Source organism: Mesoflavibacter sp. SCSIO 43206 (genome assembly GCF_019904215.1).
In the GTDB taxonomy this organism is placed as follows: Bacteria; Bacteroidota; Bacteroidia; order Flavobacteriales; family Flavobacteriaceae; genus Mesoflavibacter; species Mesoflavibacter zeaxanthinifaciens.
On sequence record NZ_CP063201.1, the window covers coordinates 468,212 to 487,536 of the forward strand.

Annotated in this window: 26 protein-coding genes; 16 read left to right on the forward strand and 10 right to left on the reverse strand. The window is 31.1% G+C overall.

Translation table 11 applies throughout. From position 1 onward, the window contains the following. Window positions 1-31: 31 nt before the first annotated feature. The 11 genes from trpD to INR78_RS02425 all read left to right on the forward strand — a co-directional run bounded on the left by trpD (window position 32) and on the right by INR78_RS02425 (window position 7,480). Entirely contained in the window at window positions 32-1,024 is a 993-nt protein-coding gene (gene trpD / locus INR78_RS02375) for an anthranilate phosphoribosyltransferase (RefSeq protein WP_223077318.1), read from the forward strand. Window positions 1,025-1,074: 50 nt separating this feature from the next. Beyond that, window positions 1,075-1,860 (forward strand): indole-3-glycerol phosphate synthase TrpC, encoded by a 786-nt coding sequence (gene trpC, locus INR78_RS02380; protein WP_223077319.1) that lies wholly within the window; start codon window positions 1,075-1,077, stop codon window positions 1,858-1,860. 126 nt (window positions 1,861-1,986) lie between these two features. Next, window positions 1,987-2,634, forward strand: coding sequence for a phosphoribosylanthranilate isomerase (locus tag INR78_RS02385; protein WP_223077320.1), 648 nt, complete (start codon window positions 1,987-1,989; stop codon window positions 2,632-2,634). 77 nt (window positions 2,635-2,711) lie between these two features. Then, window positions 2,712-3,893: a tryptophan synthase subunit beta gene (gene trpB, locus INR78_RS02390; protein ID WP_223077321.1), complete on the forward strand. Its 1,182-nt coding sequence runs from the start codon at window positions 2,712-2,714 to the stop codon at window positions 3,891-3,893. Window positions 3,894-3,928: 35 nt separating this feature from the next. Beyond that, window positions 3,929-4,189, forward strand: coding sequence for a GIY-YIG nuclease family protein (locus INR78_RS02395; protein ID WP_223077322.1), 261 nt, complete (start codon window positions 3,929-3,931; stop codon window positions 4,187-4,189). A 137-nt stretch (window positions 4,190-4,326) separates the two neighbouring features. Further along, window positions 4,327-5,091 carry a tryptophan synthase subunit alpha gene (gene trpA / locus INR78_RS02400; RefSeq protein WP_223077323.1) on the forward strand — a complete coding sequence of 255 codons (765 nt, stop codon included), beginning with the start codon at window positions 4,327-4,329 and terminating at the stop codon, window positions 5,089-5,091. A gap of 46 nt (window positions 5,092-5,137) precedes the next feature. After that, a complete protein-coding gene (locus tag INR78_RS02405; RefSeq protein ID WP_223077324.1) occupies window positions 5,138-5,545 on the forward strand; it encodes a DUF805 domain-containing protein in 408 nt (135 codons plus the stop codon). A 144-nt stretch (window positions 5,546-5,689) separates the two neighbouring features. After that, window positions 5,690-5,836, forward strand: a complete 147-nt coding sequence (locus INR78_RS02410; RefSeq protein ID WP_223077325.1) for a hypothetical protein — start codon at window positions 5,690-5,692, stop codon at window positions 5,834-5,836. A 56-nt stretch (window positions 5,837-5,892) separates the two neighbouring features. Continuing rightward, window positions 5,893-6,117, forward strand: a complete 225-nt coding sequence (locus INR78_RS02415; RefSeq protein WP_106678864.1) for a hypothetical protein — start codon at window positions 5,893-5,895, stop codon at window positions 6,115-6,117. Beyond that, a complete protein-coding gene (locus tag INR78_RS02420) occupies window positions 6,107-6,562 on the forward strand; it encodes a tRNA (cytidine(34)-2'-O)-methyltransferase (protein WP_223077326.1) in 456 nt (151 codons plus the stop codon). Before INR78_RS02415 ends, INR78_RS02420 begins: the two co-directional genes overlap by 11 nt. A 3-nt stretch (window positions 6,563-6,565) precedes the next feature. Beyond that, window positions 6,566-7,480, forward strand: a complete 915-nt coding sequence (locus INR78_RS02425; RefSeq protein ID WP_106678860.1) for a YitT family protein — start codon at window positions 6,566-6,568, stop codon at window positions 7,478-7,480. Between the two features lie 61 nt (window positions 7,481-7,541). On the opposite strand, the gene INR78_RS02430 is transcribed toward INR78_RS02425, so the two are convergent. From INR78_RS02430 to INR78_RS02445, 4 genes are all read right to left on the reverse strand, one after another. Continuing rightward, on the reverse strand, window positions 7,542-7,772 hold the full coding sequence (locus tag INR78_RS02430) for a VF530 family DNA-binding protein (protein WP_027880378.1): 231 nt from the start codon (window positions 7,770-7,772) through the stop codon (window positions 7,542-7,544). Next, the gene (locus tag INR78_RS02435) at window positions 7,772-7,987 is read right to left on the reverse strand and encodes a DUF6500 family protein (protein ID WP_106678858.1); all 216 of its coding nucleotides are present in this window, start codon (window positions 7,985-7,987) and stop codon (window positions 7,772-7,774) included. Before INR78_RS02435 ends, INR78_RS02430 begins: the two co-directional genes overlap by 1 nt. Continuing rightward, window positions 7,988-9,283, reverse strand: coding sequence for a DEAD/DEAH box helicase (locus INR78_RS02440; RefSeq protein ID WP_106678856.1), 1,296 nt, complete (start codon window positions 9,281-9,283; stop codon window positions 7,988-7,990). 185 nt (window positions 9,284-9,468) lie between these two features. After that, window positions 9,469-10,137, reverse strand: a complete 669-nt coding sequence (locus INR78_RS02445) for a uracil-DNA glycosylase family protein (RefSeq protein ID WP_223077327.1) — start codon at window positions 10,135-10,137, stop codon at window positions 9,469-9,471. Between the two features lie 63 nt (window positions 10,138-10,200). Here INR78_RS02445 and INR78_RS02450 point away from each other — a divergent pair, with 63 nt between their 5' ends. Further along, window positions 10,201-10,332, forward strand: coding sequence for a 30S ribosomal protein THX (locus INR78_RS02450; RefSeq protein WP_081653201.1), 132 nt, complete (start codon window positions 10,201-10,203; stop codon window positions 10,330-10,332). Here the strand turns inward: INR78_RS02450 and INR78_RS02455 are convergent. The 4 genes from INR78_RS02455 to INR78_RS02470 all read right to left on the reverse strand — a co-directional run bounded on the left by INR78_RS02455 (window position 10,329) and on the right by INR78_RS02470 (window position 13,212). Further along, the gene (locus tag INR78_RS02455) at window positions 10,329-10,667 is read right to left on the reverse strand and encodes a hypothetical protein (RefSeq protein WP_223077328.1); all 339 of its coding nucleotides are present in this window, start codon (window positions 10,665-10,667) and stop codon (window positions 10,329-10,331) included. The genes INR78_RS02450 and INR78_RS02455 overlap by 4 nt on opposite strands. Beyond that, window positions 10,624-11,382 (reverse strand): peroxide stress protein YaaA, encoded by a 759-nt coding sequence (gene yaaA, locus INR78_RS02460; RefSeq protein WP_223077329.1) that lies wholly within the window; start codon window positions 11,380-11,382, stop codon window positions 10,624-10,626. The genes INR78_RS02455 and yaaA overlap by 44 nt, the downstream gene beginning before the upstream one ends. Window positions 11,383-11,603: 221 nt before the next feature. Beyond that, entirely contained in the window at window positions 11,604-12,647 is a 1,044-nt protein-coding gene (locus tag INR78_RS02465) for an RluA family pseudouridine synthase (RefSeq protein ID WP_223077330.1), read from the reverse strand. Window positions 12,648-12,660: 13 nt separating this feature from the next. Further along, window positions 12,661-13,212, reverse strand: a complete 552-nt coding sequence (locus INR78_RS02470) for a PASTA domain-containing protein (RefSeq protein ID WP_223077331.1) — start codon at window positions 13,210-13,212, stop codon at window positions 12,661-12,663. A gap of 136 nt (window positions 13,213-13,348) precedes the next feature. Here INR78_RS02470 and INR78_RS02475 point away from each other — a divergent pair, with 136 nt between their 5' ends. The 3 genes from INR78_RS02475 to coaD are packed head-to-tail and all read left to right on the forward strand — an operon-like array spanning window position 13,349 to window position 15,218. After that, window positions 13,349-14,323, forward strand: a complete 975-nt coding sequence (locus INR78_RS02475; RefSeq protein ID WP_223077332.1) for a D-alanine--D-alanine ligase — start codon at window positions 13,349-13,351, stop codon at window positions 14,321-14,323. Between the two features lie 36 nt (window positions 14,324-14,359). Then, complete coding sequence (locus INR78_RS02480; RefSeq protein WP_106678838.1) at window positions 14,360-14,719, forward strand: four helix bundle protein; 360 nt, start codon at window positions 14,360-14,362, stop codon at window positions 14,717-14,719. A gap of 43 nt (window positions 14,720-14,762) precedes the next feature. Continuing rightward, a complete protein-coding gene (gene coaD, locus INR78_RS02485) occupies window positions 14,763-15,218 on the forward strand; it encodes a pantetheine-phosphate adenylyltransferase (protein ID WP_027880369.1) in 456 nt (151 codons plus the stop codon). 33 nt (window positions 15,219-15,251) lie between these two features. Here coaD and INR78_RS02490 read toward each other — a convergent pair whose 3' ends face one another. Further along, entirely contained in the window at window positions 15,252-16,913 is a 1,662-nt protein-coding gene (locus tag INR78_RS02490; protein ID WP_223077333.1) for a SulP family inorganic anion transporter, read from the reverse strand. A gap of 96 nt (window positions 16,914-17,009) precedes the next feature. Between INR78_RS02490 and INR78_RS02495 the strand changes: the two genes are divergently transcribed. Next, complete coding sequence (locus INR78_RS02495) at window positions 17,010-18,749, forward strand: M14 family metallopeptidase (RefSeq protein WP_223077334.1); 1,740 nt, start codon at window positions 17,010-17,012, stop codon at window positions 18,747-18,749. Here the strand turns inward: INR78_RS02495 and INR78_RS02500 are convergent. Further along, window positions 18,738-19,319, reverse strand: a complete 582-nt coding sequence (locus tag INR78_RS02500; protein ID WP_223077335.1) for an NUDIX hydrolase — start codon at window positions 19,317-19,319, stop codon at window positions 18,738-18,740. The two genes, INR78_RS02495 and INR78_RS02500, sit on opposite strands and share 12 nt — an antisense overlap. Between the last annotated feature and the right edge of the window lie 6 nt (window positions 19,320-19,325).

Genomic DNA, 19,325 nt, shown 5'->3' on the forward strand with positions numbered 1-19,325 from the left:
TTTTAAAAAAAATTGTCACGTTAAAATAATTATGAAACACATATTAAACCGATTAATAAACCACGAAAGCATATCTAGCGAAGAAGCCAAACAGGTATTAGTAAATATTTCAGAAGGTCTTTACAACAAAAGTCAAATAGCTTCTTTTTTAACTGTTTACATGATGAGAAGCATTACTTTAGAAGAGCTGCAAGGTTTTCGTGATGCGCTTTTAGAGTTGTGTATACCTGTAGATCTTTCAGATTTTAACGCTATAGATTTATGCGGTACTGGTGGTGATGGCAAAAACACATTTAACATATCAACATTATCCTCTTTTATTACAGCAGGAGCAGGAGTTAAAGTTGCAAAGCACGGTAATTATGGCGTATCTTCAGCTTCAGGATCTTCCAATGTTTTAGAAAAACTAGGAGTGCATTTTACCAACAATGAAGATGTTTTAAAACGCTGTATTGACCAAGCTGGTATTTGCGTTATGCACGCACCTTTATTTCATCCAGCAATGAAAAACGTAGGCCCAATAAGAAAAGAGTTAGGCGTAAAAACCTTCTTTAACATGCTTGGCCCAATGGTAAATCCAGCGTTTCCTAAAAATCAAATGGTTGGTGTATTTAATCTAGAATTACAACGCCTATATGGTTACCTATACCAACAAACCGATAAAAACTACAGCATTGTTCATGCAATAGATGGTTATGATGAAATCTCACTGACAGGAAAAACAAAAATCATTACTAACCAATCTGAAGTTATTTTAGACCCAAGCGACTTAAATATAGAACAAATTGAAGCTTCAGAAATTTTTGGTGGTAACACTGTTGAAGACGCTGCTAGAATTTTCAAAAAAGTAATTTCAGGAAAAGGTACAAAAGCGCAAAACGATGTTGTTTGTGCTAATGCAGGTCTTGCTATAGCTACAGTTAAGCAAATTTCTCATCAGGAAGGATTTAAACTTGCCAAAGAAAGTCTTGGTACAGGTGAAGCAAAACGCAGCTTACAAAAATTAATAGAATTAAGTTATTAATAGATATCATATCAAGAAGTTTTAAAAGACCAATAAAATTGTAATGAAAAATGAACATCTTAGATAAAATTACAGCAGATAAACGTAAAGAAGTCGATTTAAAAAAATCACTTATTTCAGCCAAACAATTAGAAGAATCGTTTCTATTCGAAAAACAAACCATTTCATTAACAGAAAGATTAAAAAATAGCACTTCAGGTATAATTGCAGAACATAAACGTCGCTCACCTTCAAAAGCAACTATAAATCAAAATTTAAATGTTCAAGATGTTGCTAGTGGTTATGAAAATGCTGGTGTTTGCGGTATGTCTGTACTAACCGATGGTAAATATTTTGGAGGTAGTTTAGACGATTTAATTCTTGCAAGAGCAAGTAGTAATTTACCACTACTTAGAAAAGAATTTATAATTGATCAATATCAAATTATAGAAGCAAAAGCGTACGGTGCAGATGTCATTTTACTAATTGCTGCAATACTTTCTAAAGAAGAAATTAAGCAGTTTTCAACACTTGCTAAACAATTAAATTTAGATGTTTTATTAGAAGTTCATAATGAAGAAGAATTACATAAATCCATCATGCCAAGCATTGATATGTTAGGCGTAAACAACCGAAATTTAAAAACTTTTGAAGTCTCTCTTGAAACTAGTAAACTGTTAAGTGAAATGATTCCTAATGACTTTGTAAAAGTATCTGAAAGCGGAATAAGCACTATTGAAGCCATTAAAGATTTAAAGCAATATGGCTACAAAGGTTTTTTAATTGGTGAAAACTTTATGAAAACAGACAGTCCAGGAGAAAATGCAAAAGCGTTTGTTGAAAAATTAAATAGATAATTGTCATGTCGAACGCATGTGAGACATCTCATTATGATGTGATTTCTCAATCGCTTTGCTCACGTCGAAATGACCATAAATAGTAATTAAATAATAGATTCCTGCCTACGCAGGAATGACAAGAATATGAAACTAAAGATCTGCGGAATGAAATACCAAGACAACATTAATCAAGTTGCTGCTTTGCAACCTGATTATTTGGGTTTCATTTTTTACGAAAAATCAATTCGATTTTTTGAAGGTGTTATTCCTAAATTACCAAAAACAATAAAAAAAGTTGGTGTATTTGTAGATGCTAGTTTAGAGTTTATTTTGAGTAAAATTGAAACACATCAATTAAACGTTATCCAATTACACGGACAAGAAACACCTGAGTTTTGTAACAAGTTGCGTCATGCTGAACTTGATTCAGCATCTCATCCTGTAGAAATCATCAAAGTCTTTTCAATAAAAGACCATTTTGATTTTTCAGTATTACAACCTTTTGAAAACATTTGTGATTATTTTTTATTCGATACAAAAGGAAAATTACCTGGCGGAAATGGATACACATTTAATTGGGACGTATTAAAAAACTATCCTTCAACAACACCTTATTTTTTAAGTGGTGGCATAGGATTAGATGAAGTTGACATTATTCAGTCATTCCTACAAAAAAAAGAATCCAAATATTGTCACGCTATTGACGTGAATAGCAAATTTGAAATTACAGCAGGTTTAAAAGATATTGAAGCATTAGAAAAATTTAAGAGCAGCATGTCATTCCGCACTTGATGCGGAATCTATTTCAAAATGAATAAAAGAAATGTATAATTAAAAAAGATTCCTGCCTGCGCAGGCAGGAAATGATTATGAACTACAATATTAACGAAAAAGGATATTACGGAGATTTTGGCGGTGCATTTATCCCTGAAATGCTCTATCCAAACGTAGAAGAATTACGTCAAAACTATTTAAAAATTATGGCAGAGCCATCTTTTAAAGCTGAATTTGACCAGTTATTAAAAGATTATGTTGGTCGTCCTTCTCCACTCTATTTTGCCAAACGTCTTTCAGAAAAATATAACACTAAAATCTATTTAAAGCGCGAAGATTTAAATCATACTGGTGCACATAAAATTAACAATACCATTGGTCAAATTTTAATGGCAAAACGACTAGGTAAAAACCGTATTATTGCCGAAACTGGCGCTGGACAACATGGTGTAGCAACAGCAACAGTTTGCGCACTTATGGGTATAGAGTGTATTGTTTATATGGGTGAAATTGATATCGCACGTCAAGCACCAAACGTAGCACGTATGAAAATGCTTGGTGCAACAGTAATACCTGCAACCTCTGGAAGCAAAACCTTAAAAGACGCTACAAACGAAGCTATTAGAGATTGGATTAATAATCCTGTAGACACACATTATATTATTGGAAGTGTTGTTGGTCCGCATCCGTATCCTGATATGGTAGCAAAGTTTCAAGCAGTAGTTTCAGAAGAAATTAAATTTCAACTTAAAGACAAAGAAGGAACCGAAAATCCAGACTACGTAATTGCTTGTGTTGGTGGCGGTAGTAATGCTGCTGGAGCCTATTACCATTATTTAAATAATGTAAACGTAAAGCTTATCGCTGTAGAAGCTGCTGGTTTAGGTGTAGATTCTGGTGAAAGCGCTGCAACATCTGTATTAGGAAAAGAAGGTATCATTCATGGTAGTAAAACCTTATTAATGCAAACCAACGATGGTCAAATTACCGAGCCTTATTCTATTTCAGCAGGATTAGATTATCCTGGTGTTGGACCAATGCACGCGCATTTGTATAAAACAGGTCGTGCCGAGTTTATTTCGATCACAGACGATCAAGCCATGCAAGCTGGTTTAGAATTATGCCAATTAGAAGGCATTATTCCTGCTATAGAAACATCTCATGCATTAGGTGTTTTCGAACAAAAAACGTTTAAACCAAACGATATTGTTGTAGTAAGTTTATCTGGTCGTGGTGATAAGGATTTAGAGACTTACATTAAACATTTTAAACTATAACGTCATGCTGAACTTGTTTCAGCATCTCACTAATCATGAAATTTAGCTACACATATATCATGACCAATAAATACAGAACGACTTTTTATGTTGGTGTCACTAATGATTTAAATAAAAGAATAGTCGAACATCAAAATGGAATGGGTTCAGAATTCACAAGAAAATACAATCTTAAAGATTTAATATATTTTGAAAAATTCACCGACATCAACCAAGCTATTTCACGAGAAAAACAATTAAAAAACTGGCATAAAGACTGGAAATTAAATTTAATAAAAGAAAAAATCCAAATCTAGAATCTATCATTATATAATGAGAACCTGAAACAAGTTCAGGTTGACGAAAACTTAAATAAAAGTCACTCTCAACTTTTTCTCGCAGTAATTAAAAAACCTAAAAATAGATTCCTACTTAAGCAGGAATAACATATAACATGAACAGAATAAACCAAAAACTAAACGAAGACAAAAAACTTTTGTCTATATACTTTACAGCAGGTTATCCAAACTTAAATGATACCGTTACAATAATAGAAAATCTAGAAAAAAGCGGTGTAGATATGATAGAAATTGGATTACCTTTTAGTGATCCTTTAGCAGATGGACCAACTATACAAGCAAGCTCTACAGAAGCACTAAACAATGGAATGACTACAGAAGTGCTTTTTAAGCAATTAAAAGATGTAAGAAAAACCGTTTCTATTCCATTAATTATTATGGGATATTTTAATCCGATGTTGCAATATGGTGTTGAGGCTTTTTGTAAAAAATGTCAAGAAATTGGTATAGATGGATTGATAATTCCAGATTTGCCAGTAGATGTGTATAACGAACAATACAAAAGTACTTTTGAAAAGTACGGATTAATAAATGTATTTTTAATTACACCTCAAACCTCAAAAGAGCGTATTAAATTTATAGATTCTATTTCAAACGGATTTATTTATATGGTTAGTAGCGCGAGTGTTACAGGAAGCAGTAAAGGTTTTGGTGATACGCAAACCAATTATTTTAAGCGCATTGCAGATATGCAACTTAACAATCCGCAAATCGTTGGTTTCGGAATTAATAACAACGATACTTTTACTCAAGCCACAACTTATGCTAAAGGAGCTATTATTGGAAGTGCGTTTATAAAACATTTATCAAATAACGGTGTTAACAAAATAGAAAACTTCATCAGCTCTGTAAGAAAATAAAACATATATTTGGTTATTAATCACTAACCAATTAAAAAATTTCATTATGGAATGGTATTTAAAAGTCGTAAGAGATAATTACGCAAACTTTGAAGGAAGAGCAAGACGAAAAGAATACTGGATGTTCACCTTATTTCAAATTATTATAATTTTTATATTAGCTCTTTTAGGTGGATTATTAGGAGGCGCAAGTGAATCTGTTTTAGGCATGTTACCTTTAGGGATTTATGCTTTAGCTACTTTTATTCCTGGTATAGCTGTAACCGTTAGAAGATTACATGACACTAACAAAAGTGGTTGGTATTATCTTTTATCTTTTATACCTTATATTGGAGGTATTATTATGATTATTCTAACTGTTATTGAAGGAGATCGTGGTCCTAATAAATACGGACCTGACCCTAAGAATCCTTTGAACGAAGAAATCAATGAAATAGGTAAATCTTTTGAATAATTCAACTTCAATAAAACCATAAAAAAGCCTGCATAACTTATGCAGGCTTTTTTATTAACATCTTAAAAGAATTGTTTAACAACGATTTATGAAAATTTCTCATTGTTTTTCTTAAATTATAATTGAACAAAAAAAAGAAAAATTATGGGAATTATAACCGACAGAAAATTAAAACGAACAAAAGAACAAACCAATCCAACTAATCCGACAGGAAACACAAAGTTGGAAACAAACGATTTTGATATTGATGAAAAAACAATCAAAAATCAGCAAAATAAAACAAACAGTTAATCTGTAAATATTTATATTTAAAGCCTATTCTTAAAAGATAGAATAGGCTTTTTTTTATGAAATTACTTAATGATTTTCGTTTAATAATACTACTCTGCTTAACGCTTGGTTTAGCTCCTTTTTTTCCTGAGCCTCATCTTTGGGGAAAACTAAAATGGATTGCTGGTGGTGCAAAAGGCATGCAACCTGTGGATTGGTTTGATGTTGTTTTACATGGTTTTCCTTGGGTACTTTTAATTAGAATTTTCATCTTAAAAATCAATAAAAAGAATGTCGCTTAATATTGTTTTAATAGAACCTGAAATACCAAATAACACAGGAAACATTGGTAGATTAGCGTTAGGATCTGGTAGTAAATTACACTTGGTCAAACCCTTTGGTTTTGAACTTACAGACAAACGTTTAAAACGTGCTGGTTTAGATTATTGGCAGCACTTAGATGTTATTTATTATGATAACATAGATGATTTTTTCTCTAAAAACAAAAACAAAAACATGGCTTTTTTATCTGCACACGGAAAGAAAACCCATTGGGATATCCCATTTGAAGAGGATTTGTTTTTGGTCTTCGGAAAAGAATCGGTTGGTTTACCTAAATCTTTAATAGAAAAAGAAGCTAATAATTTATATAAAATACCACTTCATAGCCAACATATTAGAAGTCTAAATATTGCTAATGCTGTTAGTATTGTAGTTTATGAAGGATTAAGACAGTTAAACCATTAAAATATGATACCTAAAACCTCTAATGTTTTTAATTTTTTTTCAGAATATTTTCAAATCCTATTGGGTATTGTTCTTGCTAGTATTGGCTTAAAAGCATTTTTATTACCAAACGGGTTTATGGATGGTGGCGTAACTGGTATAGCTTTATTAATTAATAAATTAATAAACATTAATATCTCTATATTATTGATTGTTTTTAGTATTCCGTTTTTAATTATAGGGTATTTTACTGTGTCTAAAAGAATTATTTTAAAATCTATTATTAGCATTATTGGATTAGCTCTTTTTATTCACTTTGAAAACTTTGAAATTATCACAGAAGATAAATTTTTAATTTCCATATTTGGCGGTTTGTTTCTTGGCGCAGGTATTGGTATTGCAATTAGAAATGGTGCTGTACTTGATGGATCAGAAATTTTAGGCATATTTATTAATGATAGGTTTGGCATTAGTATAGGAAAAGTTATTCTTGTTTTTAATATTATCTTATTTTCTATTACTGCTTTTGTAATTTCTAAAGAAATTGCGATGTACTCTATTCTAACCTACATTGTCACTGCAAAAGTTACAGATTTGGTTATTGAAGGTTTTGAAGATTTTATTGGTATTACCATTGTATCAACCCAATATGAGAAAATAAAAGTTGCAATCATTAATGAACTAGGAGCAGGAATGACTATTTATAAGGGTCAAAAAGGGTTTGGCAGTAAAGGTAAAACTGAAGATTTTGACATTATACACACCATTATAAACCGTATTGATATAAAAAAAATGTATCGAATAGTTACTAGTATTGATAAAGAAGCGTTTATTGTAGAGTTTGATGTAAACAATGTAAAAGGTGGAGTCTTGCGTCGTTATTTAGATAAAAAAAGCAAAAAGCTAGACAAAAACTTAACTAAAAATAATTTTTTCTAAGTGCTTTAGTAAATAACGTTTTACTACAGCTATTTTATAATTACCAATTTCTTGCTTGTATTTATTTAGGATTATTATGCTTTAAATAATTTAAATACATCGCTTCTACTTTTGCTCTTGCCCAAGGTGTACGACGCAAAAACTTTAAACTAGATTTAATTGAAGGATTGCTAATAAAGCAATTGATCTTAATAACATGTCCCATGTATTCCCAACCATAATGTGCTTGTAAGTCGGTTACAATTTTTTCTAGTTTTATACCGTGTAGTGGATTATTAGGTTGATTTTCCATTAGATATTTTCTACTAACCCTTTTATTTTTATAGCTTTTTCAAAATGATCTAGTTTATGAGTTTTAATCCACCAAGTAGCTGCTTCCATCAACAATTCTGGATTATCATTTTTATTTTTAAAAAACGCATAAAATGAAACACCAACATTTTCACCTTTTGTTTTAATTTTCTGGTCACAAACTTTAATAATCTTTTCTTTTAAAACAGGTGTCATTTAGTTGTTATTTTTTCTATTAGAATTTCTGTTTTTATTACGATTTCTTTGTCTTCTTCCTGAGTTTGAAGTTGTGCTTTTTCTTTCGCCTTTAGGCTTATTAGAATTATTGCTTTTTGATCTTCTATTTTGTCCTGGTCTAATCGGAGCAGTAGACGCATTTGGATCTGGCTCAAAACCTTCTAAAATTTCGACTGGTAACTTTTCGCCTATTAATTTTTCTATATCTTTTAAAAATGTAGTTTCGTCTGCACTTACTAGGCTAATAGCTTGCCCATCTGCTCCTGCTCTACCTGTACGTCCAATACGGTGTACGTAATCTTCTGAAATATTAGGGATTTCAAAATTTATTACATGAGGTAATAACGGTATATCTAAACCACGTGCTGCAATATCTGTTGCCACAAGCACATTAATACTTCCGCTTTTAAAGCCTTCTAAAGCTTTGGTACGCGCGCCTTGACTTTTATTTCCGTGGATTGCTGCTGCTTTTATACCAACTTGATCCATTTTTTTACACAATTTATTGGCGCCATGTTTGGTTCTTGTAAATACTAAAACTTGCTTCCAGTTTCCATCTTTAATTAGTTTGATAACCAAGCCTGTTTTTTTACCTTTTGCAACACGATATACTTTTTGCGAAATAGCCTCTACAGTTGTATTTTCTGGTGTTGCTTCAACTTGAATAGGATTGTTTAAAATTCCGTTAGCCAGTTTTTTAATGTCTTTAGAAAATGTTGCCGAAAACATCAGGTTTTGACGTTTGTCTGGCATAAATTTCATGACACGTTCAATATCTCTTAAAAAACCCATATCTAACATTCGGTCCGCTTCATCTAGAACAAAAATTTCTACACGTTTTATAGACAATTCATTTTGATTAATTAGATCTAGTAATCGTCCTGGTGTAGCGACCAAAACGTCTACACCTTTTCTAATTGTGGCTATTTGTGGTTTTTGGTTGACTCCACCAAAAATTACTGCGCTACGCAAATTTAAAAACTCGCTATATTCCTTTACATTGGTATAGACTTGAGCTGCAAGTTCTCTGGTTGGTGTTAAAATTAACGCACGAATAGGTCTAAACTTCTTTTTAGGGTTTTCTGATAAAATGTGCAGTAATGGTAATGTAAAACCTGCAGTTTTACCTGTTCCTGTTTGTGCAGAAGCCAATACATCATTACCATCTAAAACTGGTGGTATCGCTTTTAATTGTATTGGACTTGGTGTTGTGTATCCTTTTTTACTAATTGCTTTTAGTAAAGGTTGAGATAAACCTAAAGATTGAAATGACATAAATAATGTTTGTGAGATAAACACTATTTTTTTAGGTTACCTCTTTAATTAGCTGCGAATGTACGGCTAATTAATGGTTTTTTAGTTTTATCGTTACTGTTTATATTATAAATCATTTTTGACTTAATTATTTTTTGCTCCAATAGAATAAAAGATATAAGCATAAACACATTTAGATTTATTTTCTAAAAAAATTCTTGATACTGTAACACTCTAAAATCAAATGTGTTGAATTTTGAATTTTTAGCTTTAAGTTGTTTATAAAGCGGATTGCTACCTATTGCTCGATTAGCGCTACCTGAAGATGAGGTTAGAGATACTGTTTTAATAACTCTATTTTCTGAATTAGTATTTGGTAATTCAAATTGATGAATTCTTGGTATTTCATTAGAGACTAATTCTAATTTTATATTGTAATCTTTTATATGTTTTCTAAAGAAATACTCTGGTCCATTTTTACTATTTCCGCCTGTAAAAAGTATGGTTTCAATATTAGAAAATCGTTTAATGTAATCTATAACATCTCGTAATTTAACATTAAACATTCCTAAATCTGAAGCGTCTATTTTTTCTCGTTCGCAACTATCTACAATATCGCAAACGCCTATTTTGTGTTTGATTAAAAAATCTTTTCGCTGGTCTATAGCTTCTTGAGAATTATCAAATCTTAAGTTTAGATTATGTATTTTATCAATATACAACCAAAGTGAATTGTAATAACTACCATAACAAAAATCTACATCTTTTTCCAACAAATCGCCTGTACTAAATCTTGGTGGTGGTAATGTCCCAACAATCAGTTTTTTAGTATCTTTTTTTATGAATGGCGAATATGGATGATGATGCTTAAACACAATATAGTCTTGGATTTAGTTTATATTTTTTGTATGTTAAGTGTAGAAAAATACAATTAAAATATGGGAAAAGGAGATAAAAAATCTAAACGTGGTAAAATACACAGAGGAACTTTTGGTGTTAGACGACCAAAAATAAAAAAACGTGTAAGACCAGAAACTAAAATTAATGTAGATAAAAAGGCAAAAGCTTAAATTTTAAACTTTTGCCCTATTTTTTTTCCAACTACATAAGCACCAAAAACCGCTAGCAGTAATATTGTTATATTAAAAAAGACATATAAACCGTATAAAAATATATTGTCTTGAGAGTTAAAACAGTATGTTTCTGTAAGGCAAACTTCTACTCTATCTTCATATAAAAATGGTAATAAATAACTTATTGCAAGTACTATAATTACTGCCCAAAACAAATAAGTTATATTTTTACTTTTTGCTGGTTTGCCCGTTGGTTTAAAAACGTTACGTTCTTGTTCTGTTCGCTTATTATCTTGTAAAGACCAAGTGATTTTCTTCTGAGAGTTTTCCATCAAATTGATAGTTGTCGTAATTAAACTTCTTTAAATCATCTATAGTTTTTGCATTTGTATCGATGATATATCTTGCCATTAAACCACGTGCTTCTTTGGCATAAAATGAAATGATTTTAAGCTTACCGTTTTTAAATTCTTTAAACGTAATGTCTATTACAGGTACTTTTAATGCTTTTTTATCAATTGCTTTAAAATACTCGTTAGACGCAAGGTTAACAAACAACTCGTCTTCTTCTAACTCTTCATTTAACGCATTTACAATATCTTTTTCCCAGAATTGATATAAATTGTCTTTTGTGCCTACCTTTAACTTGGTTCCCATTTCTAAACGGTATGGTTGTATTAAATCTAATGGTTTTAAAACACCGTAAAGTCCGGATAAAATTCTAACCGTATTTTGTGTAAGTTCAAGCTTATCTTTTGGTATAGTGTAAGCATCTAATCCTTTATATACATCACCATTAAAAGCATACATTGCTGGTCTGGCGTTATCTTCTGTAAATGGTACTGAAAACTCTTGATTACGCTGGTAATTTAAATCTGCTAACTTATCACTTATACTCATTAGCTTTGATAAAGACTTTGGGCTTTTTGTTTTTAGTGCTTTATTTAACTTTAAAGATTGCTCTAAAAATTGTGGCTGAGTCGTTTTGTTTGTTGGTAATTGCGTTTCAAAATCTAATGACTTTGCTGGTGATAATACTAGTTTCATAAATCTATCTTTTTCTGATACTAAATTACAAATTGTTACTGCGTTATAAAAGCTGAATATATAGTAATTTACAATAGGACTATTCGGTTTTATTATTGGGTTTGAGTAAACGCGTTAGCGATAGTAACGACATCCTTTTTTTGCTGCTTTTACTTTAAGGTTAAGCTTTAAACATTTGCAAAAAAAGATATAGTGAATAGCGCGACCCTTGTGGTAACGCCCTAATTATTATCTATGTGTTTGGAGTAACCTTTCCATTTTTCTATACAATCTTGCATGTCTTGTGGTATTGGCGTGTCAAAACTCATAAATTCGTTTTTTGTTGGATGCATAAATCCTAAGGTTTTGGCATGTAAGGCTTGACGTGGTAATACTTTAAAACAGTTCTCTACAAATTGTTTGTATTTGGTGAAGGTTGTGCCTTTTAAGATTAGGTTTCCGCCGTAACGCTCGTCATTAAATAAGGTATGTCCTATATGCTTCATGTGTACGCGTATTTGGTGCGTACGTCCGGTTTCTAATTTGCAGCTTACTAGTGTAACATAACCTAAACGTTCTATAACTTTGTAGTGCGTTACTGCTGGTTTCCCTTTATCGGCTTCATCGTCCAAGAATACGGTATTTTGTAATCGGTTTTTTGGATGTCTTCCTATGTTACCTTCTATTGTACCTTGGTCTTCTTCTAAGTTTCCCCAAACTATTGCAACATACTCACGCTCGCTAGTTTTGGCTTTAAATTGAGCAGTAAGATGCGCCATAGCGTGTTCGGTTTTTGCAACCACTAACAATCCTGATGTATCTTTATCTATACGATGTACTAATCCTGGTCTTTCGCTTGAATTGTTTGGTAAATTATCAAAATGAAAAATTAGTGCGTTAATTAATGTTCCGGAATAATTACCATGTCCTGGATGAACGACCATGCCTGCTGGTTTGTTAACAACTAGTAATTGATCATCTTCATAAACAATGTCTAGTGGAATATCTTCTGCAACCAATAAGTTTTCATGTGGCGGATGTTGAAATAATACGCGTACCTGATCATTTGGTTTTACCTTGTAATTGGATTTTACAGGTGTACCATTTACAAAAATACTTCCGTTTTTTGCTGCTTCTTGTATTTTGTTTCGGGTAGCGTTTTCTACCTTATTCATTAACCATTTATCGATACGTAAAGGCGATTGTCCTTTGTCTGCGGTAAACGAATAATGCTCGTAAAGATCGTCGTTATCTTCTTCTGGTAATTCTGGTGTGTAATCGTCCATTATATAAATTATTTTATCGATTACCGTTACCTAAAACTAAATCTATAGATGCTGTTTTTGGTAATTTTGTTCCTGGATCTAAAACTTCTCCTTTGTAACGCATACCTAAAACCATATCTTTAGCAATATTGTCTATATAAGTCTTTTTTCCTACTTTAAAACCTAAAGCCTCTAATGTTGGTTTTGCTTGTCTAAATGTACGTTGTCTTAAATCTGGTACTGCTACTTTACGATACCCAGAAGGATTTAAGGTAATGTATATTTTACGGTTTTCTTTAACTTGAGCATTTGGTTTTGGGTCTTGTTCTATAACTGCAAATTTTGGGTAGTTTGGATTAAAATTAGCAGAGTCTTGAATTTGCATTACCAAATTATTTTGTTCTAACTCCATCTTAGCTACCTCAATAGACTTTCCGGTTAAGTCAGGCACAGTCTCAAATGTACCGTGATTTGTGGTCACGTTTAACCATTTAAGTAATAAAAAAACAATTACTACAACTGCTACAATAGCAATTATAATTTGCTTTAAAAATTCTTTACTTTTTATAAAACCAATAAAACTCATTTAGTAAAATTTATGTAGACAAATATATAAAAACAAAAAGGTTTTCCTTCGGATTAAAATAAATGATATTTTTACACAACGAATATTTTTTAGGATTATTGAAAACCTTAGAGTATTTCGATATAATTTAGACTAAATGAAAAAAAATATAGCCATTATTATGGGCGGATATTCTAGCGAATATCAAATCTCATTAAAAAGCGGAAACGTAGTTTACAACACGCTTGATAAAGAAAAGTTTAATGCGTATCGCATTCATATTTTTAAAGATAAATGGGTTTATGTAGACAAAGATGATAGTGAATACCCAATTGATAAAAACGACTTTTCTTTCACAAAAAACAACAAAAAAATTACGTTTGATTGTGTGTTTAACGCTATACATGGTAGTCCCGGAGAAGATGGCTTTATGCAAGGTTATTTTAACTTACTAGACATTAAGCACACTAGTTGCGGTATGTACCAAGCTGCGATAACTTTTAATAAACGTGATTGTTTAAGTATTTTAAAACCTTACGGAATTTTAACCGCTGAAAGCTATTTTTTAAATACTGGCGACACTATTAATGAAGACGAAATTATTAGTAAAGTTGGCTTACCTTGTTTTGTAAAGGCTAACAAAGCTGGTAGTAGCTTTGGGATTACCAAAGTGCATAAAAAAGAAGATTTACAACACGCAATTGAAGTTGCTTTTAAAGAAGATGACGAAATTATTATCGAATCTTTTTTAGATGGAACCGAAGTATCGGTTGGTGCTATTACTTATAAAGGAGACACTAAAGTCTTACCAATAACAGAAATTGTTAGCGAAAATGACTTTTTTGATTACGAAGCCAAATACTTAGGTAAATCTCAAGAAATTACACCTGCTAGAATTACAAAAGAACAAGAAGAAATTGTTTCGAAAACCGCTAAGAAGGTTTATGAGGTTTTAAAAATGAAAGGTTTTTCTAGAAGTGAATTTATATTTAAAAACAATCAACCGCATCTACTAGAAGTAAATACAGTGCCTGGATTAACTAACGAAAGTATTTTACCTCAACAAGCAGCTGCTGCAGGTATTAGTTTACAAGAATTATTCACAAATGCTATTGAAGAAGCTTTACTTTAAATTGAAACAGGAAATATAGAAACACGAATCACGAATATGAGAAGGCATAATTTTAAGAATTTACAGATTTGGCAAGAAAGCATTAATCTTATAACTGATAATTATAACTTCACAACTACACTTCCTAAAGATGAAAAGTTTGGATTAATTAGTCAATTAAATAGAAGTTGTGTTTCTATTGCCTCAAATATAGCAGAAGGCACAAGTAAACGAAGTAATAAACATTTTATCAAATATCTTGAAGATAGTTTAGGCTCTGCTTACGAATGGGAAACACAAATAATTATTTGTAAAAATCTTAATTTTATCTCTGAAGAAAAATTTGATGATTTTGAAAATAGAATTAAAAAAATTCAACAAAAAATATCCAACTTTATTGATAAACTAGATAATTGATTATCTTGTTTCCTGTATCAAATAATCTTGATTCAAAAAAAATATGAGACGCGCACTTTTTCCTGGATCTTTTGATCCAATTACTAATGGACATTACGATATAATCAAACGTGGTATTAAGTTATTTGATGAAGTAGTTGTTGCTATTGGTGTAAACTCTTCAAAAAAATATATGTTTTCTTTAGAAGAAAGAAAGCAATTTATTGAAGAGGCTTTTAAAGACGAACCCAAAATAAAAGTAGTTACTTATAAAGGACTTACAGTTGATTTTTGCAAAGAAATTGAAGCTGATTTTATTTTAAGAGGCTTACGTAATCCAGCAGATTTTGAATTTGAAAAAGCTATCGCACATACAAACCGCAAATTATCTACCATAGAAACTGTATTCTTACTAACTGCAGCTAGAACAAGTTTTATATCGTCTTCTATTGTTAGAGACGTCATTAAAAATAATGGAGATTATACCAAACTAGTACCTAAAAGTGTACGAGTAAAATAAAAAAAAGCTGAAGTTTAAACTTCAGCTTTTTTATTAAAATTTATATTCCGATAAAGGTTTAGGAAATTTCTCTGGATCTTCTGCTAAATGATATCTTGGATCATCAATAGCTTCGATTACAACTTCTCTAAATTTTGGACTTGCCTTATACATCAATATTTTACAATCTTCACTAAGGTGTTTTAATCTAATTTGTTTGCCTTCTGCTTCATACTTTTCAACTAAATTAAAAATAGCTTCTAAAGCAGAATGGTCACTAATTCTTGATTCTACAAAGTCAATCTCAACTTTATCAGGATCGTTTTTGACGTCAAATTTTTCATTAAATGCAGAGATACTTCCAAAAAATAATGGTCCCCAAATTTCGTAAACTTTAGTTCCGTCTGCTTTCATTCTTTTTCTAGCTCTAATTCGCTTTGCATTTTCCCAAGCAAAAGCTAATGCCGAAATGATTACACCAATAAATACTGCTACTGCTAGATCTACAAAAACAGTTACTAAAGACACAGTGATTAAAACAAAAGCATCAGATTTAGGTATTTTCTTTAATATTCTAAAACTTGACCATGCAAATGTTTCGATAACCATCATAAACATGACACCAACTAATGCTGCAATTGGCACCATTTCTATTAACTTATCTGCAAATAGAACAAATGACAATAATGTAAGCGCCATCATTATGCCTGACAATCTTCCTCTACCGCCTGAATTAATATTAATTACAGTTTGACCAATCATACCGCAACCACCAGTTGCACCAAATAAACCAGAAACAATATTTCCTGCGCCTTGTGCAATACACTCTCTATTACCATTACCTCTAGTTTCGGTTAATTCGTCTACAAGATTCATAGTCATTAAAGTTTCTATTAATCCAACAGAAGCTGCTAAAAATGCAGGTAATGCTATAAATTTTAATGTATCAAGATTGAATGGTAATTTTTCCCACAACTCCATATTTGGAGTCGGAAATTCTCCTTTTAATCCAGTTCCGCCACCTTCAATTATGTAAGAACCAACAGTTGGCACATCAATATTAAAACCAATTACTATTAAGCTAGTTACAATTATTGCTGTTAATGCAGCTGGTAATTTTTTAGTAAGCTTTGGAAGTAACCAAATAATTCCCATTGTTAATAATACTAAAGCTATCATAGTATACAGTTCTGTTCCATCCATAAAAGTGCTAACATAACGTTTAACACCTTCATCAGAAACTTGTAAACTCTTATGGCTAAACATTTTTACTTGAGCTATAAAAATGACGATAGAAAGTCCGTTTACAAATCCCATCATTACAGGATGTGGTATTAGTCTAACAAATTTTCCTAATTTAAAAACGCCTGCAAATATTTGTATTAAACCCATTAAGACAACACAAGCCATAAGGTAGAAAAAACCCATGTTTTCTATAGGTGTATCCATTAACATTCCTTTAGTGTGTCCTTCTGCAATCATAGATACAAATATTACAGCAACAGCACCTGCTGCACCAGAAATTAATCCTGGTCTACCACCAAAAATTGCAGTAATTAAACCTATAATAAATGCACCAGATAGTGCCATTAACGGATCTATTTGAGCAACAAAAGCAAATGCAACTACTTCTGGTATCATTGCTAAAGAAACTGTAATACCTGCTAATACATCATCTTTAGCATTAGGAACTATTTTTCTAATAAACTCTGTCATTGTCTTGGCTTTTAAGCTTGCAAAAGTACATCTAATTACAAAAAACACAAGCCTATATACTATATTTGTAGTAATTAGATTTAAATAATCGCTTTTATGAAAAAAATCGCTCTGCTTTTTTTAGTTGGTTTTATTTATTTTTCTTGTGAAGAAGATAAAACACCAAATTTTACTACTGTTTTTGAAACCTCTAATGGAACTAAAACTCCGACTTACAACGAAGTTATTGAGTTTTATAAACAATTAGCCGATAGTTACTCAAAAGTCCATATTCAAGCAATTGGTGAAACTGATAGCGGAGAACCATTACACCTTGTTACATTAAATCCTGATAGTAATTTCAATTTTGAAAGTATAAAAAAAGACAAGCGTATCATTTTAATCAATAATGGTATACATCCAGGAGAATCTGATGGTATTGATGCTACCATGCTTTTATTTAGAGATCTTGTACAAGGTAAAATAAAAATGCCTAAAAATGTGGTATTAGCAACAATACCTATTTACAACATTGGAGGTAGTTTAAATAGAAACAGCACCACAAGAACCAACCAAAACGGACCAGAAGAATATGGTTTTAGAGGTAATGCTCGTAATTTTGATTTAAACAGAGATTTTATAAAAGCCGATAGCAAAAATGCTAAAGCATTTGCTAAAATTTTTCATTTAGTAAAACCTGATGTTTTTATTGACAATCATGTTAGTAATGGTGCAGACTACCAATATACACTTACTCATTTATTTACACAGCACAACAAATTAGATGGAGAGTTAGGCAAGTATCTACACAATACTATTCAACCAGAATTAGAGCAGCGACTTGCTAAAAAAAATTGGGATATTACTCCATACGTTAATGTATTTAATAACGTACCAGAAAAAGGCTTTTCTCAATTTATGGATTACCCAAGATACTCAACAGGATACACTACACTTTTTAACACCTTAGGTATGATGGTCGAAACCCATATGTTAAAGCCTTACAAACCACGTGTAGAAGGCACTTACGAGTTAATGAAAACCATGATTGAAATTGTAAACACAGAAGCAAAAAACATAAAAAATCTAAGAAAAGAAGCATTTAATAAAACATACACTAATAATCTATATCCTTTAGATTGGAAAATAGACACAACAAAACAAACTACACTAAATTTTAAAGGTTATGAAGGCAAAATGATTACTAGTAAAGTTACTGGTTTACAACGTTTAAAATATAATCGCAATCTACCTTTTACTAAGGATGTTACTTACATGAATTATTTTAAACCAACTACAAAAGTAAAAATACCTAAAGCATACATCATCCCTAAAGGTTGGTGGCCAATTTTAGAGCGTTTAAAAATTAATAACATTATAATGAAGCCTTTACAAAATGATAGCATTATTTCTGTTGAAAGTTATAAAATTGAAAAATTTAACACACGACAATCACCATACGAAGGACATTACCAACATTACAACACTACCGTTACATCTAGCATAAAAAATATCACTTTTAAAAAAGGAGATCTTTTAGTTGAAACGAATCAATACGGAATGAGGTATTTAATTGAAACCTTAGAACCTTCTGCTCCAGATTCATTTTTTAATTGGAACTTTTTTGACACTATTCTTCAGCAAAAAGAAGGTTTCTCTCCTTATGTTTGGGAAGATAAAGCGTTAGAGTTTTTAAACCAAAACCCAGAGATTAAGCGCCAATTTGATTCTATTAAATCTAAAAACGAGAGCTTTGAAAATAATTGGTATACGCAATTAGACTGGATACACAAACACAGTCCTAATTACGAAAATGCACATTTACAGTATCCTATTTATCGAGTTTTAAAACAGTAATTTTATATTGGCATAAGAGTTTTCTAAAGCTTCTTTCGCTTGCTTTTCATTTAACCATTCTACTTTTGTGATACCTTCATTTAGTTGAGGATGTAATTTTCCTTTAAAATCAGATTTCATCTTATACCAATGTGTTATTTTTAACTTGTGTTTTCCGTTGCGTTTGTATATGTGATATGTAGTAGGAAGTTTATCTATAATTTCTAAATTTTTAATACCAGTTTCTTCTTCAACTTCTCTAATAGCAGTGTCTTCTATAGATTCTTTTTTTTCAGCTTTGCCTTTAGGTAAATCCCATTTATCGTTTCTGTAAATAAATAAAATTTCGCCATTCTCATTATATACTTTTCCACCACCAGCAACTACGTTTGGTAATTTCTTTTTAAAAGTTTTAAGCAATTTATCTTCAGAATGACCAATTAATCTAACCGAATTTATTTTTTTCTTACTTAATGTTTTTAACACCACATTTAAATCTACATCTTTTAATAAAAAATTTTTAAAATCAGTTTCTTTATCTACTGTTGTTGTTAGGTAAATTGGCTTATTGTTTACAAAAATGCAATGCATGCTTAA